The sequence below is a fragment of the Sphingomonas sp. UNC305MFCol5.2 genome (genome assembly GCF_000712135.1).
Taxonomy (GTDB): Bacteria; Pseudomonadota; Alphaproteobacteria; order Sphingomonadales; family Sphingomonadaceae; genus Sphingomonas.
Genome location: NZ_JOOE01000001.1, coordinates 230,997 through 246,948, shown reverse-complemented (window position 1 = coordinate 246,948; position 15,952 = coordinate 230,997). Strand labels below are relative to the sequence as shown.

Genomic DNA, 15,952 nt, shown 5'->3' with positions numbered 1-15,952 from the left:
GGTGCCCTGTCAACCTAGGGTGAGGATGTTATGAAGATCACCGGCAAAAAGCTGTACCAGCGGGTGGCGGCTTCGATCACCGAGGCGATCGAGGCGGGGCGCTGGTCGCCCGGCACGCGTCTGCCCGGCGAGCGCGACCTTGCCGAGGAATATGGCGTCAGCCGGCCGACGATCCGCGAGGCGATGATCGCGCTCGAGATGAAGGGCTGGATCGAGGCGCGGCATGGCTCAGGCCTCTACGTCACCAAGCGCGATCATGGCACCGCCCAGCGAGAGGACGCACTCAACTTCGACGTCGGCGCGTTCGACCTTACCGAGGCGCGCATCCTGTTCGAAGGCGAGGCGGTCGCGCTGGCGGCGGTATCGATCACCGACGAGCAGCTCGACGAGCTCGACCAGCTGCTGGTCGAGATGGCGGCCGACGATTCGAACGAGCCATCGGTGATGGACGCCGATCACCGCTTCCACCTCGCGATCGCCAATGCGACGGGAAATGCCGCGATCCGCAGCGTGATCGAATATCTATGGGAACTGCGCACCAAATCGCCGTTGTCGGCGAACATGTTCGCGCGGGCAAAGCGCGGCGGCATCACGCCGCGAGTGGAGGAGCATCGCCCGATCGTCGAGGCGCTCCGCGCGCACGATCCGCACGCCGCGCGCAGTGCGATGCGCCGGCATCTGCGCGGCGTGGTCGACGATCTGCTCGCAGCGACCGAACTCGAAGTGATGGAGCGCGCACGCAGCGAACTGGACGCGCGGCGGGACAGTGTCGCGCGCCGACTGAAGATCGGCTCGGCCTGAAGATATCGCAGTTGGAATTGGCCTGACCAATCCCATTGTACGGCGGCCTTTGGCGGAGAGGGTGGGATTCGAACCCACGGTGAGCTTGCACCCACGGCGGTTTTCAAGACCGCTGCCTTAAACCACTCGGCCACCTCTCCGCTGCCGCCCCCGCTATCGCGCTCCGCGGCGGCGCGCCACAAAATCTTGCTCGGTTGCCGACTTGAGGGGCTTCATGCCTGCGGTTTGCTGTGGCACAAAACCCATATGTTGGCTTTGCGTACGATGCTCGGGAAGGTGGCGGCTCTGGCCGTTGCCGTGGTATTGGCGACCCCGGCGGCCGCGCCGGCGATCGCGCAGGACGAAAGCGGCTTCCAGGCCTATCTCCAGACGCTCGCACGCCAGGCGATGGCCGAAGGCGTGAGCCGGCGCACCGTCGACCGGGTCATTCCGACGCTCACTTATAATGCCCGCGTCGTCGAGCTCGACCGGCAGCAGCCGGAAACCCGGCCCAATGCGCCGATCTCTCCGTTCGAGCCCTATCGCCGCCAGCATGTCGACGCGGCGCGGATCGGGCAGGGTCGCAGCGCCTATCAGCGGCAGCGCCCGCGGCTCGCGCGGATCGAGCGCGAAACCGGCGTTCCCGAATCGATCATGGTCGCGATCTGGGGGCACGAGACCAACTACGGGCGCGTGATGGGCGGATTCGATTTGCCGCGCGCATTGGCTTCGCTCGCTTATGAGGGCAGGCGGCGTGCATTGTTCGCCGAAGAGTTCATCGCGACGCTCAAGATGATCGATCGCGGCGTTCCCCGCGAGAAACTGGTCGGGAGCTGGGCAGGCGCGTTCGGCGGGCCGCAATTCCTGCCGAGCGTCTATCTGCGGCTCGCCGTGGATGGCGACGGGGACGGGCTTGCCGATATCTGGAGCAGCGAGGCGGACACGCTGGCGTCGATCGCCAATTACTTCGTCAATGCCGGCTGGCGCCCGGGGCAGCCCTGGGGTGTTGCAGTGCGTGTGCCGGACGGGTTCAATCGGGCGGCGATCGCGGGACGCACTACCGCACCACGCTGTCCGCGCGTGCACGAGCGCCACAGCCGCTGGAAGACGATAAGCGAGTGGCGCGCGCTCGGGCTGACGCAGCAAGGCAAGGGCTGGCCCGCAGACAATGTCCAGGCGACGTTGCTCGAGCCCGACGGCCCTGGAAAGACCGCCTATCTGCTCACCGGCAATTATCGCGTGATCCTCGACTATAATTGCTCGAATTTTTACGCTTTGTCGGTAGGCCTGCTCGCCGATGAAGTCGAACGCTAGCGCAGTCGCTGCTCTTCTCCTCCTCGCCGGATTCGGCGGGGGCCGGAGCCATGCCAATGTCGGACCCGAGCTTGCCGGCTCGATTGCCGCGCAGAGCTGGGGGCAGCCCATGCCTCTGGCAGCTGCGTTCGCCGTCGTTCCCGACGGGCAGGCCGCGCCGGGCGCGAGCTATGCGGTTCCGGGCGCCGCCACGTCCAACCCGCGCATCGACTATGCGCCGCCGCCGCCCGCGCAGGACAGCTATGCCGACCCGACCGCGAACGCCACGGGACCGCGCGGCTCATCGCAGCGAACTCCGGGCGAGCAGCGTTACGACGAAGTCGGCTACGCCGGCATCGGGTTCGAGGATGCGGCCATCACCGGACTTCATGCCTCGCTCGCGCCGGATACGCTCGTCGAAGTGACTTCGCTCGAGAACGGCAAGACCATCGTGGTGCTGATCACCGGGGCGATGGCGCCCGGAACGCGCGGTCCGATCGACCTCTCGACCGGCGCTGCCCGCGCGCTCGGCCATGACGGCGCGGGGCCGATCGCCGTGCGCGTGCGGAAAGTCGCCGCCGGTCCGGGTGACCTGCTCGCGCTCCGCTCGGGCCGCCCGGCGGCGGCACGACCGGATACGCCGCCGATCCTGCTCAATGCGCTGCGCAAGCATCTGGGCGCGCCGCAGATTGCGGCCGCGCCCGCACCGGCGACGGTCAGGCCCGCCGCGCCGCCACGTCCGGCCGTATCGCGCCCCGCGCCGGCGCCGCGCCCCGCGCGTCCGCCATCGGGCCGCGGCTTTTACGTTCAGGTCGCCGCACTTTCTAACGCCAGGAATGCGCAATCGCTTGCACAGAGGATGGGCGGCTTCGTAAAGCAGGGCGGAGGGCTCCATCGCGTGCAGCTCGGCCCCTTTGCGACACAGCGGGAGGCGGATGCTGCGCGGGCCGGGGCCGCACGCGCGGGTTATGGGGACGCGCGCGTGATCGCCGTCAACTGAGTAACCCGGGGACCCGGACACCGATGAACAAGCTTTTCGCCGCCTCGATCCTGGCCCTCGCCGTCGCTTATCCCACCACCGCGCAGACGCCGCCCTTCGATACGCCGGCGCCGATCGCCTATATGGAGGACCTGTCCTCGGGCGCGGTGCTCTATGCCAAGGACGCCGATCGCCGCATCCCGCCCGCGTCGATGGCGAAGATGATGACGGTCTATGTCGCGTTCGATCTGATCAAGCAGGGCAAGCTCAAGCTCAGCGACACTGCCGAAGTCCGCCCCGAGACGTGGAAGAAGTGGCATTCGCAGGGCTCGACCATGTTCCTCGCGGTCGGCGAGACGCCGCGCGTCGAGGATCTACTCAACGGCATCGTCACGCTGTCGGGCAACGACGCTTGTGTCGTGCTTGCGGAGAAGATCGCGGGCACCGAAGAGGCGTTCGTCAATCTGATGAACCAGCAGGCGAAGAAGCTGGGCCTCACCAACAGCCAGTTCGGCACCTCCAACGGCTGGCCGGACGAAGGGCGCACCTTCGTGACTGCGCGCGATCTCGCGCATCTCGCCAAGGCGACGATCCAGGACCATCCGCAGCTCTACAAGCAGTTCTACAGCCGCACTTCCTATACCTGGGGCAAGACGCTGGGCGCCGGTGAGGCGATCACGCAGGGTAATCGCGATCCGCTGCTGGGCCGTGTCCAGGGCGCCGACGGGCTCAAGACCGGGCACACCGACGAGGCGGGCTATGGCTTCACGGGATCGGCCGAGCAGAATGGCCGCCGTCTGGTGATGGTCGTCGCCGGGCTGAACACTTATGGCAACCGCGCCGAGGAATCGGTGCGCTTCATGCAATGGGGCTTCCGCGCATGGAGCCCGCAGCCGATCGCGTCGAAGGGCAAAAGGATCGGCGAAGTCGAAGTGCAGGGCGGGGGATCGGGCAGCGTCGGCGTCGTCGCGCCGCGCGATCTCAACGCGACCATACCGGCGGGCACTTCGCCCAAGATGACCGGCAAGCTGGTCTATCTCGGTCCGGTCAAGGCGCCGATCAAGGCAGGCGATCATATCGCCGATCTGATCGTCGAGACCCCCGGCATGCCCACCCAGACGCTGCCGCTGGTGGCGGAGGCGAATGTCGGCGAGGCGGGGTTCTTCCGGCGGGTTTGGCTGGGGCTGACTTCGTTCTTCGGCTAAATGCCGCAAGCGCCCGTGGCACGAGATCCCGGCTTTCGCCGGGATGACGATTGGTGTCTAAATCCCCCATGCTCATCGGCAACGAATCCGCGCGTGATGCACTCGCCGCTGCGATGGCCAGCGGCGCGCTGCATCATGCCTGGCTGATCGCCGGCCCCGAAGGCGTTGGGAAGGGGGCGTTCGCGCGCATCGCCGCGGCGCGGATGCTCGCCGAAGCCAGCGAGCCGCAAAAGCTCAGTCCCGGCTGGGAAGTTCCCGAAACCAGCCAGACCGCGCACCTGATCGCCGCGGGCGCGCATCCGGATTACCGCGAGCTTGTGCGACTGCCCAAGGATGCAGCCAAACCCGACGAGGCGCTCGCGCGATCGATCACCATCGCGCAGGTGCGCAGCCTGCAGCCTTTGTTCGCGACCAAGCCGTCGCTCAGCAATCGTCGTGTCGTCGTCATCGACTCGATCGACGATCTCGAACGCGGCGGGGCCAATGCGCTGCTCAAGAATCTCGAGGAACCGCCGGCGGGGACGATTTTCCTGCTGGTGAGCCACGCGCCGGGTCAGTTGTTGCCGACGATCCGCTCGCGCTGCCGGTTGCTGCGGTTCGAGCCGCTGCCGTCCGAACAGGTTGCAGCGATCCTGCGGTCCGAACTTACCGATGCCAGCGCAAGTGAGATCGAGGCGCTGGTGCGGGCCGGCGAAGGCTCGCCGGGCCGGGCGCTGGGCTTTGCCGGGCTCGATCTCGCCGCACTGGAGGGCGACATGGCGGCGCTTGCCGAGACCGGGGACCCGTCCAACACAGTGCGCTCGCGGCTCGCCAAGCTGCTCGGGGCGAAAGCCGCGCAGCCGCGTTACGAGGCATTCCTGCACCGCTCGCCGAGCTTCATCGCCGAGCGTGCGCGGAAGCGATCGGGCGAGGGGCTGCGCACTGCGCTCGACGCCTATGCCGAGGCGCGCGAACTGGCCGGGGCCGCGACCGGGCTGTCGCTCGACGCGGGCGCCACGGTGTTCGAGATGTCGGGGCTGATCGCACGGTTGGCGCCGCGCTGATCGCTTGACGTTCACGTAAAGGTAAAGCATAGAGCGGGCATGCCCGCTGCCGCCTTTCCGATCGAGGCCCTGGCGCCGATCGAGCCGCGTCCCGAACAGGACGCCTTCTCCATTTCCGATTTGTGCGCTGAGTTCAGCGTGACTCCGCGAGCGCTGCGCTTCTACGAAGACGAGGGACTTATCGCGCCCGAGCGGCGCGGAACCCAGCGCATCTATTCGCATGCCGATCGCGCGCGACTCGCCTGGATCCTGCGCGGCAAGCGTGTCGGGTTCAGCCTTGCCGAGATCAAGGAGATGATCGATCTCTACGATGTCGGCGACGGCCGCCGCATCCAGAAGCAAGTGACGCTCGCGCGCTGCCGCGACCGCATCGACCTGCTCGAAAACCAGAAGCGCGACATCGACGCACACATCGCCGAGCTCCAGCAATTCGTCGAACTGCTTACAAGCAGCGACAGCCACTGAGGAACCTGAAATGCCGCAATATACGCCGCCCGTGCGCGATACGCGCTTCATCCTGGACTCGGTGATCGGGCTCGAGCGCTACGCCAATTTGCCCGGCTTCCAGAATGCGACGCCCGATGTGGTCGAGGCAGTGCTGGAGCAAGGCGGCCAGTTCGTCGCTGAAGTGCTGTTCCCGATCAACTATTCGGGCGACCAGCAGGGCTGCACGCGCCACGATGACGGCAGTGTCACGACGCCGGATGGTTTCAAGGAAGCCTATAACGCGTTCGTCGAGAGCGGCTGGGGCACGCTGAGCGCGCCCGAGCAGTTCGGCGGGCAGGAGATGCCGCACGTCGTTTCGACTGCGTTCCAGGAATATATGATCTCCGCCAACATGGCCTTCGCCATGTATCCGGGGCTCACCCACGGCGCGATCGCGGCGCTGCTGGTCAAGGGCTCGGACGAGCAGAAGGCCAAGTACGTTCCGAAAATGGTGTCGGGCGAGTGGGGCGGCACGATGAACCTCACCGAACCGCAATGCGGCACCGATCTCGGGCTGATCCGCACCCGCGCCGAACCCAATGCCGACGGCAGCTACAGCATCACCGGCACCAAGATCTTCATCTCGTCGGGCGAGCACGACCTGACGAGCAACATCATCCACCTCGTCCTCGCCAAGACGCCAGGCGCGCCTGAGAGCACCAAGGGCATCTCGCTGTTCGTGGTGCCCAAGTTCATGGTCGGCGACGACGGCTCGCTGGGCGAGCGTAACGCAGTGACCTGCGGCTCGATCGAGCACAAGATGGGTATCCACGGCAACTCCACCTGCGTGATGAACTATGACGGCGCCAAGGGCTGGCTGGTCGGCGAGGAGATGAAGGGCCTCGCCGCGATGTTCATCATGATGAACGCGGCGCGTCTCGGCGTGGGCCTGCAAGGGCTCGGCGTCGGCGAGACCGCCTATCAAAACGCCGTGCAATATGCCGAGGACCGCCGGCAGGGCCGTGCGCTGACGGGGCCTGCCGAGCCCAACGAGAAGGCGGACACCCTATTCGTCCATCCCGATGTCCGCCGCATGCTGATGGAGGCCAAGGCGCAGACCGAGGGGCTGCGTGCGCTCTGCCTGTGGGGCGCATTGCAGGTCGATCTCGAACACGCCGCGGCAACCGAGGAGGAGCGCCAGCTCGCCGCCGACCTGGTCGGGCTGCTCACGCCGGTGATCAAGGGCGTCGGCACCGATATCGGCTACAAGGTCGCGACGGATGCGCAGCAGGTCTATGGCGGGCACGGCTACATCGCCGAATGGGGTATGGAGCAGTATGTCCGCGATGCCCGCATCTCGATGATCTACGAAGGCACCAACGGCGTGCAGGCGATGGATCTGGTCGGCCGCAAGCTTGCGATGAACGGCGGGCGTGCGGTGCAGGCGTTCTTCAGGCTGGTGAGCGAGGAAATCGCCGCGGCAAAGGGCGACGAGAAGCTCAAGGGCTTCGCTGAGGCGCTGGAGAAGGCACTCGGCCATCTCCAGGGCGCGACGATGTGGCTGGCGGCGAACGGCTTCCAGAACCCGAACCATGTCGGCGCGGGCGCTTATCCGTACATGCAGCTCACCGGGACAGTCGCGCTGGGCCTGATGTGGCTACGCATGGCCAAGGCGGCGGCAGAAGCGCTGGCGGCCGGCGGCGAGAATGCGAAGTTCCTCGAAGCCAAATTGGTCACTGCGCGCTTCTATGCCGAGCGCTTCCTGCCCGATGCCGGCGCGCTTCGGCGCAAGGTCGAGAGCGGCAGCGACGCAGTGATGGCGCTCGACCCGGAGATGTTCCGCGCGGCGTGAAGCCGCTTGAGCGCCGGGCACGGGCATAGCATGGTCGGGCGATGAGCCTGACCATCGTGCCTCTGCAGCCCATCGAACGCGGCCAAATGAACGTCATGCGCGCACAAGGCGCGGTGATGGCGCTCGGGCTGATCGTGCCCGCGATCATCGCCGAAGTGGCGTTGGCGGACAGGCTCCCGCTGCACGGGGCGATTGCGGGTGCAGCGATCCTCATCGGCATCTGGCTGGCAGTCATCGCGCCGCCGCGGCGATGGCGGCATTGGGGCTATGCCTTTACCGGGCGCGAACTCCATGTCGCGCATGGCTGGTGGACGCGCGTGCATACGATCGTGCCCGTGACGCGCGTCCAGCATATCGACGTTGCACAGGGTCCCTTCGAACGCAGCTTCGGCGTGGCGCGGCTGATGCTGCACACCGCCGGCACCGATCAGACCGTGGTCACGCTGCCCGGCATCAGCCGCGCCACTGCCGAGGAAGTGCGCGACGCCATCCGCGAACGGATCGGCAGCGCTGCGTGAGCGACGATACGCCGCACCGGGTGCATCCAGGCACGATTGCCATCGGCCTGGTCAAATCGGCGCCGTCGACGCTTCTCGCTTTGCCGGCGATGCTCGCGTTCGGCGGCGAGTTCGGGATCGGCAGGGTCGTGCTGCTGACGTTCGCCGGCATCGCGGCGATGGCGTTCTTCACCTGGCTGGGCTGGTGGCATCTGACCTATCGCCTGACCGACGACGAGTTCGTGATCGAAAGCGGCGTGCTCCATCGCAGCCGGCGCTCGATCCCGCTCGAGCGCGTGCAGGACGTCTCGATCGAGCAGAAGCCGCTCGCGCGGCTGTTTCGGCTCGCACTGGTGCGGATCGAGACGGGCGGCGGCGACAAGGACGAGGCCACGCTCGACAGCGTGACGCTGCGCGAGGCGCACCGGTTGCGGCTGGCGTTGCGCCGCGCATCGGTCGCGATGCCGGTCGAGGCACCCGTCCCCGAGGTCGCGGAGGCAGAGCCGCTGTTCGCGATGCCGCTCGAGCGCGTGCTGCTCTATGGACTGTTCAACTTCTCCCTGGTGTGGCTCGCGGCGATCTTCGCGTTACTCCAGACCGCAGACCAGGTGATCGCGTTCGACTGGAAAGAGCTCGTCGGGATCGCCGGACGCGAAGTGCGCAGCCATTTGACCGTGACGGCCGGGCTGACCGTTCTCGCACTGGCGCTCGTGCTGGGCGTGGTCGCAGGCGTCGCCCGGACCGTCACAAAGGAATTCGGCTTCCGGCTCGACGCACAGGACGGGCGCTTCCGGCGCGTGCGCGGACTGCTGACGCGAAGCGAAGTGGTGATCGTCAAGGCGCGCGTACAGCTGGCGCTGGTCCACCGCGCGCCGATCAGCGGGCGGCTCGGCTGGCAGAGCCTCGAATTCCAAACGCTGGGCGGCAGCGACGACAGCTCGGGACGGCAGGAAATGGCGCCCTTCGCGCGCGACGACGAGATCGCGAAGGTGATCGACGCGGCGGAGCTACCGCGCTTCGAGGCCGACGCGCTGACTCCGGTATCGCGCGGGCATGTGCTGCGCGTGGCGTTGCGGCATGGACTGCCGGTTATCCTGGTCTTCGCGGTCGCCGGCGCATTCTTCCCTTTGCTGTGGCTGGGACTGGCGCTCGCGCCGCTTCCGGTCGGGCTCGCGTTGCTCCAGCGACGATACCATCGCTACGGGCTGCGGGAGACCAGCGCCCAGGTGACGCGCGGCGTGTTGTCGCAGCGCGACTGGATCGTGCCCTATCCCGCCATCCAGACGATCTCGGTGCGACGGAGCTGGCTGCAGCGGCGGCTCGGGCTCGCCACCGTGACGATCGACACAGCGGGGGCAAAGGGCCTGCACCGACCTGATATCGCCGATGTCGCCACGCCGATCGCGGCAGAACTGGCGCAGGCGCTGATGGCACGCGCCTGATCTAGTTTTTCGGCGTGGGCGTGGGGGTGGGAGATGCCTTGGGCGCCGCGAGCGTGAAGCTCACCGACGGCTTGAGGGTGGTGGGTGCCGGATCGGTCTTGCGACGCACCCCGGCCAGCGGCGGCGGCCCGGCCACCGCCGATTTCGCGTCAGGGAGTGGAGTCGCCACCGCGACGGGCTGCGCCACCGCGACCGGGGCCAGTGCCGGCGGCTGGACGCGCATGCACTGGAGCGGGCTGGGGCGTTTGAACTGCTGGCAGTTCCACAGGGCCTTGGCATAACCCTGCGCCTGATCGCGCAAATAGCTGAACGACATCGCCGCGGTCTGTGCGGGCGCAGCGGGGAGCTTGGCCGGCTTCAGCTTGGGATCGGTCCACGCCATGAACTTGCAGTAGAGTCGCTCGCCGCACGTCTTGATCGCCAGCGCAGCAAAGGCGTCGGCGTTCATCTTCTTGTCGAGCACGACCAGAAAATGGTTCGCGTCGAGCCCGGCGCCCACCGGATTAGGCACCGCGCTGTCGGGGATCGTCGCGGGATCGATCAGCGAGCCGTCGCCTTGCAGCGCCGCTTCGAGCGGGTTGGTCTCGTCGCCCTGGTGGACGCTCGACAGGCGCGCCATCTTGGGGATGTTCGGCTCGACGCCAGCGTAGCCGCGGTTGAATGCGGGCGGCGTGCCCCACCAGCCGGTCCAGCGGAAGAAGAGGTGGGTGTCGACGGAAGTGATCTTCTCGAGGCTGGCGCTCCAATAGGGCACCACCCAATTGGTGTGATAGTGCGTGGCGTGGCCCACGGCACGATAGACCGAGCCGTTCAGCGCCATCCGCGCCACGTCGCGCGCGCGCTGCCAGGCGGCAGGGCTCGGCGAATAGCGCAGCATCGCGCCGTCGCAGGTGAAGGTGAACTGGCAGCCGGTGCTGCGCTCCGACCCCTGGAAGACGACGCCGCAGATCGTCTTGGGGAAAGCGGGGTGGCGCATGCGATTGATGATCACCTGCGCGACCGCGCGCTGCCCTTTGGCATCGTCGCCGGCCTCGTAATAGCCCGCCGCGGCGAGGCAATCGACTGCGCGTGCCTGGCTGTCGGCGGCGCCCGAAAGGTGGAAGGCGCGCGCGGCCGGGTTGGGCAAGGTCGAGAAGGGGATCGCGGCATTGATCTCGCGCGCGTCCTCGGGTGCGACTTCCTGCAGCTTGATCGGCTCGACCGGCGGGAGCTCCTGCCTGGGAACGACCCGCTTCGAGATCACCACCGGCGGGCGCTTGTGCACGACGACGCGTTGCGTCTTCGACACGAGGAGCACCGGCACCGCCATCGCCACCAGCGCGAGCAAGGCGACGAAGATCCGCAGGTAAAGCGGCGCGGCGGGACGCCGCGGTTCGGCCTGCGCAAACGCGGCCTCGCGGGATTGCATGAGCATCCGCTTCGCTCCCGCTCAGCCCTGCCGCACGCGTGCGGGCGGGACGAACATGATCGCAGGACGGCGGACGGACAAAATGCTGCTCCAGAGGCGGGGTCGCCGCCCATAACGCAGAAGGCGCCATGATGGAACCATTGCGCCGTCGAAACGCCGCAATGGTCCGATGATCCGCTTTTCCGCTGCGCCGTGTCAGCTCTCGGGCAGGAACTCCGGAACGCTCAGATAGCGCTCGCCGGTATCGTAGTTGAAGCCGAGCACGCGGCTGCCCTCGGGCAGATCGGGCAGCTTCTGGAGGATCGCGGCGAGCGTCGCGCCCGACGAGATGCCGACCAGCATGCCTTCCTCGCGCGCGGCGCGGCGGGCCATGTCCTTGGCGACGCCGGCATCGACCTTGATCACCCCATCGATCGCGTCGGTGTGGAGGTTCTTAGGCACGAAGCCTGCGCCGATGCCCTGGATCGGGTGCGGACCGGGCGTGCCGCCCGAGATCACCGGCGAGAGCTCGGGCTCGACCGCGAACACCTTGAGGTTGGGCCAGCTCTTCTTGAGCTTCTCGGCGACACCGGTGATGTGCCCGCCGGTGCCCACGCCGGTGATGATCACATCGATCGGCGAATCGGCGAAGTCGCTCAGGATTTCCTGTGCGGTGGTGCGGGTATGCACATCGACATTCGCAGGATTTTCGAACTGTTGCGGCATCCACGCGCCCGGCGTGGTCTCGACGATCTCCATCGCGCGTTCGATCGAGCCCTTCATGCCCTTTTCGCGCGGCGTGAGATCGAAGCTTGCGCCATAAGCCAGCATCAGGCGGCGGCGCTCGAGGCTCATGCTCTCGGGCATCACCAGGATCAATTTGTAGCCCTTGACCGCGGCGACCATCGCGAGGCCGACGCCGGTGTTGCCGCTGGTCGGCTCGACGATCGTGCCGCCGGGCTTGAGATCGCCCGAAGCTTCGGCCGCCTCGACCATCGCCAGCGCGATGCGGTCCTTGATCGAGCCGCCCGGATTGGAGCGCTCGGACTTGATCCAGACCTCGGCGCCGGGGAACAGCTTCTGCACGCGGATGTGCGGGGTGTTGCCGATCGTGTCGAGGATCGTGTTCGCCTTCATGTCGTCATCTCCTTGGGAGGCACTTCGAGGTTGGCCGGAGGATCGAAGGTGCGAGCCCGCCTGAGTTCGGGGAATAGCTTGGCCCATAGTATCGTGACAAGGATCGCGCCGATTCCGCCGCCGATCACCGCGGCCAGCGGGCCGATCAATGCGGCGAGGAAGCCCGATTCGGCCTCGCCCAGCTCGTTCGAGCCGGAGATGAAGAGCGTCGAGACCGCACCGACGCGGCCGCGCATCTGATCGGGCGTGTAGAGCTGGATCAGCGACTGGCGGACATAGACCGACACCATGTCGGCGGCGCCGAGCACGAACAAGGCAGCGAGCGAGAGCAAGACGGCGGGGGCGAAGTCGTGGCCGATCGCCGAGGGGCCGATCAGCCGGATCAGCAGGGGCGCCGCGGCGCCGAACACCATGGTCGCGGCCCCGAAGACCGCCACGGCGAACAGCATCTTCTTGCCGACCTCGGTCTTGAGCGGGCGCCACGAGAAGAAGACGCCGATCATCACCGCACCCAAAGCCGGGGCGGCGCGGAGGTGGCCGAGGCCTTCGGAGCCGACCTGGAGGATGTCACGGGCATAGACCGGGAGCATCGCAGTGGCGCCGCCGAGCAGCACCGCGAACAGATCGAGCGAGATCGCGCCGAGCACGAGGCGATTGCGGCGGACATAATGGAGGCCGTCGATCATCTGCGCCCAGGGGCTGCCGGTGAACTTGATGCTGGTGCGCGGGACCGGCGAGATCAGCAGCATCATCACCAGCGCGAGCGAGAACAGTCCGGCGGCGACGAAATAGGGGACCGAGGCACCCGCAGCGTAGAGATAGCCGCCCATCGCCGGGCCGATCACGGTGCCGATCTGCCACGAGACCGAGCTCAGTGCGATCGCAGTGGGAAGGCTCTCCTTGGGCACGAGATTGGGGGCGAGCGCACCGAGCGCGGGACTGGCGAATGCGCGGGCGACACCCAGCAGCGCGGCGATGCCGAACAAGGCGGGGAGGGTGATGGTGCCGGTCCAGGTGAGCCAGCCCAATGCCAGCCCGCACAATGCCTCGAGCCCCAGCGCCGCCCGCGCGATCCAGCGGCGGTCGATCCGGTCGGCGAGCCAGCCCGCGAACAGCGACAACGCCAGCAGCGGCAGGAATTGCGCCACGCCGATCAGCCCGAGCTGGAAAGCGGCCTGCTTGATCGTCATCGTCTCGCGGGCGATGTCGTAGACTTGCCAGCCGATCACGATCACCATCGCCATCTGGCCAAGCGTGGCGGCGAAACGAGCCACCCAGTAAGCGCGGAAATTGGCAATCGCGAAGGGATGGATCGGCATGCCGCGCTCTTGGCGCTTCCGGCGCGGCACTGCAACGGCGGATTGCCCGGCGATCATATAGTCCGGGTCAAGCGGGCAGCTTGATTCCGCTGAACAGGGCCTCGCGGATCTCCCATGCCTCGGCGGCATAGCTTTCCGGCGTCGGACCTTCGCGCGAGCCGTCGGACTGGACCGGGAGCAGCGGGATGATCTCGACCGCCTCGGCTTCCAGACGGGTACGGATCCGCCGCATCAGCCGGGCGAGGCCGCGGCGATAGGTGTCCCAATGCTCGGCGGGGTGCGCGGCCTGCCAGCGGGCGACCTGCTCGCGATACTCGGCCATCAGCGCCGCGGTCTCGACGCTGGCCAGCGCCGCGCTCTGCCGGGCATGCTCACGGCGATCGCGCATCATCGGGCCGTAAACTGTCGATTCCATCCGCGCGAAATGAAAGAGCAAGTCGCGAGTGAAGGCCCAGCGTTTGTCGATCATGGTGTCGCCCTGCGCCGGGGGCGGACCCGCGGCGAAAAGCTCCACCGCGTCGACGTTGGCGAGGATGCGGCAATGTTGGGCAAGCAGGCGATCGACGGACATTCGGGGACGGTACTCCTGGCTCCCCTTTGACCTTCTGGTAGCGGATTGCGCGTAAATCCGCGGCTCCGGGGAAGGCCGTAATGGTGTTGCTACGGAAGGTGCCGCAGGCACTGCGCAAGCACGCGTTCGCGGCATCTTGCTGCACTGCGGCATAAGGCCTATATTCCCCCCGTCATGTATCTCAGCGACTCAGACCAGACCGCGCCGAGCGGCACCGTGCCGACTCTGTTCGAAGCCATTGTCCGCACCCGCTGCGTCGAGGCGACCTATAACGGCGGCCGCGTGATCCTCGCCCCGCACGTCGCCTTCACGCGCCATGGCGAAGTCTATGTCGGCGCCACCACGATCGAGCGCGACGGCGTGCCTCCCAAGGAGGAGAAGCTCGGCCTGTTCAAGCTCGCCGGCCTCGGTGGATTCACGCTGGCCGATCGCGGCTTCACGCCCAGCAACGTCTTCGATCCCGCCGACGAGCGCTTCGCGGCCGAGACCCTGCTCGCGGTGGAACGCACCGCGGCCTGATCCCGGCCACAAGGCTTCAGCGGCAGCGCACCTGCTGGTTGCGATCGATCGACGCACCCGCCGCGCCGCCGGCGATCGCGCCGAGCAACGTTCCCACGGTGCTCGAGCGGCGGCCGGCGATGACGTTGCCGAACAATCCGCCCGCGGCCGCACCGACGATCAGCCCGGTCGTGCCGTCGCTGCGCTTGCAATAATAACGCCCGTCCTCGCCGCGATAGACGCGCTCGTCCTGCGTGAGCACCCGCTCCTGGTAATTGCCCGAGCGATAATAACGCGAGGCGTCATAATCCTCGTCGTCATCGTAGCGCGGATCGTACGAGGAGGGGCGCGACGACGCGCGCGAGCGGCGATAGCGATCCACTGCCGCCTGATATTGCTCATATTCATTGTCGAAGCGGCGCTGCGCGGCGTCGAAGCGCGCTTCCTCGTCCTGGTACGAGCTGCTGCCGTAGCGCGTGCTGGTCTGCGCCGAAGCGGGTGCGGCGACGACGAGCGCCGCAGCGAGGGCCGCGAGGCTGGTGATGGTCTTCATAAATGTTCTCCTCCAATGCCGTGATACGGACGGCGACTCCGAAACGTTCCGGCAATATGCGTGAAGCGGGACTGAACGTGAGGCGACATGCTCGAAATCCATGCGCTAAATTGACTCTTTTGGCCGAAACGCGATTCATTGCGCAACTTTCTTGCGCGGCGGCGTGGGCGGCGCATTGAGCACGGCAAGCGCGAGGCGATAATCGAAGCGGTGGCGCGTGCCGACCGGCTTGCCCCGATAAAAGCGCGGGCTGGTGATACCATGAATTGCGCGCTCCATCGCCTGGCCGAACGCCTCGTCATAGCCCATTTGCAACGCGACGTCCCAAGCGGCGGCGAAGCTTTCGGCGCCGGGCCGATCGCGGAGAGTATAGGCCGATTGCTTGGTCATGCCGACAGCGCGGGCGGCGTGGAGCACGGTGCCCATCACGGCCAGCGCGGCGATGAAATCGCGCTGCCGGCGCTCGGTCCAGCCATTGTGACGGACGCGAGCGAGCGCGACGGGCGTGAAGGCGAGGGGATCGGGCTCGGCTTCGGACGGAGCGGGCGGAAACTCAGGCATTAGCCGAACCCTTTGGCGGCGCGTTTGGCGCGGTGGGCCAAAGCGAGTGCCAGCCGTGCCTTGGCCATCCCATGGCAGGCGGCATCGACGCGCGCGAGTTGGGCCGAATCGAGACCGCCCCGACGCAGGACGCGGGTGGCGAGGGCATCGGCTTCGGCCTCCTCGACCGCGCGCCGCCACGCCCGCGAGAAGGCGCTGCGCCGGCCAAGGTACTTGCGGAAGCAGGTGACGGCGTGGGCGCTGGCGCCGATGCTGGCGGCTGCGGTGCGGACGTCGCCGGTGTGGAGCAGCATATGGAGGAAGGCGCGCTGGCGTTCGGTCGGCCAATCGGGATGGGGGGCAAGCTTGAGCGCGGCGAACGGCGCGGGGCGTGCGAAAGGGGAAGGCGACTCGGTCATCGACGAGTCTA

17 protein-coding genes and 1 tRNA gene are annotated in these 15,952 nt (G+C 67.3%); 10 read left to right on the top strand and 8 right to left on the bottom strand.

Translation table 11 applies throughout. The annotated features are described in order from the left end of the window. Positions 1-30: 30 nt before the first annotated feature. Positions 31-801, top strand: a complete 771-nt coding sequence (locus tag BR78_RS0101220; RefSeq protein ID WP_029934346.1) for a FadR/GntR family transcriptional regulator — start codon at positions 31-33, stop codon at positions 799-801. Between the two features lie 50 nt (positions 802-851). On the opposite strand, the gene BR78_RS0101215 is transcribed toward BR78_RS0101220, so the two are convergent. Further along, positions 852-941 (bottom strand) — tRNA-Ser (locus BR78_RS0101215). Between the two features lie 124 nt (positions 942-1,065). On the opposite strand from BR78_RS0101215, the gene BR78_RS0101210 reads away from it, so the two are divergent. The 8 genes from BR78_RS0101210 (at position 1,066) to BR78_RS0101175 (ending at position 9,517) form a co-directional block, all read left to right on the top strand. Beyond that, the gene (locus BR78_RS0101210; protein WP_029934345.1) at positions 1,066-2,094 is read left to right on the top strand and encodes a lytic murein transglycosylase; all 1,029 of its coding nucleotides are present in this window, start codon (positions 1,066-1,068) and stop codon (positions 2,092-2,094) included. After that, positions 2,078-3,073, top strand: a complete 996-nt coding sequence (locus BR78_RS0101205; RefSeq protein ID WP_049811769.1) for an SPOR domain-containing protein — start codon at positions 2,078-2,080, stop codon at positions 3,071-3,073. Before BR78_RS0101210 ends, BR78_RS0101205 begins: the two co-directional genes overlap by 17 nt. A 23-nt stretch (positions 3,074-3,096) precedes the next feature. Then, entirely contained in the window at positions 3,097-4,257 is a 1,161-nt protein-coding gene (locus BR78_RS0101200) for a D-alanyl-D-alanine carboxypeptidase family protein (protein ID WP_029724818.1), read from the top strand. Positions 4,258-4,325: 68 nt separating this feature from the next. Further along, positions 4,326-5,300 (top strand): AAA family ATPase, encoded by a 975-nt coding sequence (locus BR78_RS0101195; protein ID WP_029934344.1) that lies wholly within the window; start codon positions 4,326-4,328, stop codon positions 5,298-5,300. Positions 5,301-5,339: 39 nt separating this feature from the next. Further along, positions 5,340-5,765, top strand: coding sequence for a MerR family transcriptional regulator (locus tag BR78_RS0101190; protein ID WP_029724880.1), 426 nt, complete (start codon positions 5,340-5,342; stop codon positions 5,763-5,765). A gap of 10 nt (positions 5,766-5,775) precedes the next feature. Then, positions 5,776-7,578, top strand: coding sequence for an acyl-CoA dehydrogenase C-terminal domain-containing protein (locus tag BR78_RS0101185; RefSeq protein WP_029934343.1), 1,803 nt, complete (start codon positions 5,776-5,778; stop codon positions 7,576-7,578). 41 nt (positions 7,579-7,619) lie between these two features. Beyond that, positions 7,620-8,096 (top strand): PH domain-containing protein, encoded by a 477-nt coding sequence (locus BR78_RS0101180; RefSeq protein ID WP_029724498.1) that lies wholly within the window; start codon positions 7,620-7,622, stop codon positions 8,094-8,096. Next, a complete protein-coding gene (locus BR78_RS0101175; protein WP_025561124.1) occupies positions 8,093-9,517 on the top strand; it encodes a PH domain-containing protein in 1,425 nt (474 codons plus the stop codon). Before BR78_RS0101180 ends, BR78_RS0101175 begins: the two co-directional genes overlap by 4 nt. A gap of 1 nt (position 9,518) precedes the next feature. On the opposite strand, the gene BR78_RS0101170 is transcribed toward BR78_RS0101175, so the two are convergent. The 4 genes from BR78_RS0101170 to BR78_RS0101155 form a co-directional block, all read right to left on the bottom strand. Further along, on the bottom strand, positions 9,519-10,931 hold the full coding sequence (locus tag BR78_RS0101170) for a cell wall hydrolase (protein ID WP_049811599.1): 1,413 nt from the start codon (positions 10,929-10,931) through the stop codon (positions 9,519-9,521). A 189-nt stretch (positions 10,932-11,120) separates the two neighbouring features. Then, on the bottom strand, positions 11,121-12,041 hold the full coding sequence (gene cysK / locus BR78_RS0101165) for a cysteine synthase A (RefSeq protein ID WP_025561122.1): 921 nt from the start codon (positions 12,039-12,041) through the stop codon (positions 11,121-11,123). Then, positions 12,038-13,360, bottom strand: coding sequence for an MFS transporter (locus BR78_RS0101160; protein ID WP_025561121.1), 1,323 nt, complete (start codon positions 13,358-13,360; stop codon positions 12,038-12,040). The genes cysK and BR78_RS0101160 overlap by 4 nt, the downstream gene beginning before the upstream one ends. Before the next feature lie 67 nt (positions 13,361-13,427). Further along, positions 13,428-13,931: a hypothetical protein gene (locus BR78_RS0101155; protein ID WP_029934342.1), complete on the bottom strand. Its 504-nt coding sequence runs from the start codon at positions 13,929-13,931 to the stop codon at positions 13,428-13,430. A 174-nt stretch (positions 13,932-14,105) separates the two neighbouring features. Between BR78_RS0101155 and BR78_RS0101150 the strand changes: the two genes are divergently transcribed. Further along, positions 14,106-14,450 carry a hypothetical protein gene (locus BR78_RS0101150; RefSeq protein WP_025561155.1) on the top strand — a complete coding sequence of 115 codons (345 nt, stop codon included), beginning with the start codon at positions 14,106-14,108 and terminating at the stop codon, positions 14,448-14,450. A 16-nt stretch (positions 14,451-14,466) separates the two neighbouring features. Here BR78_RS0101150 and BR78_RS0101145 read toward each other — a convergent pair whose 3' ends face one another. The 3 genes from BR78_RS0101145 to BR78_RS0101135 form a co-directional block, all read right to left on the bottom strand. After that, on the bottom strand, positions 14,467-14,982 hold the full coding sequence (locus BR78_RS0101145) for a glycine zipper 2TM domain-containing protein (RefSeq protein WP_025561154.1): 516 nt from the start codon (positions 14,980-14,982) through the stop codon (positions 14,467-14,469). Between the two features lie 135 nt (positions 14,983-15,117). Further along, positions 15,118-15,543, bottom strand: coding sequence for a hypothetical protein (locus BR78_RS0101140; RefSeq protein WP_025561153.1), 426 nt, complete (start codon positions 15,541-15,543; stop codon positions 15,118-15,120). Next, on the bottom strand, positions 15,543-15,941 hold the full coding sequence (locus BR78_RS0101135) for a hypothetical protein (protein ID WP_025561152.1): 399 nt from the start codon (positions 15,939-15,941) through the stop codon (positions 15,543-15,545). Before BR78_RS0101135 ends, BR78_RS0101140 begins: the two co-directional genes overlap by 1 nt. Between the last annotated feature and the right edge of the window lie 11 nt (positions 15,942-15,952).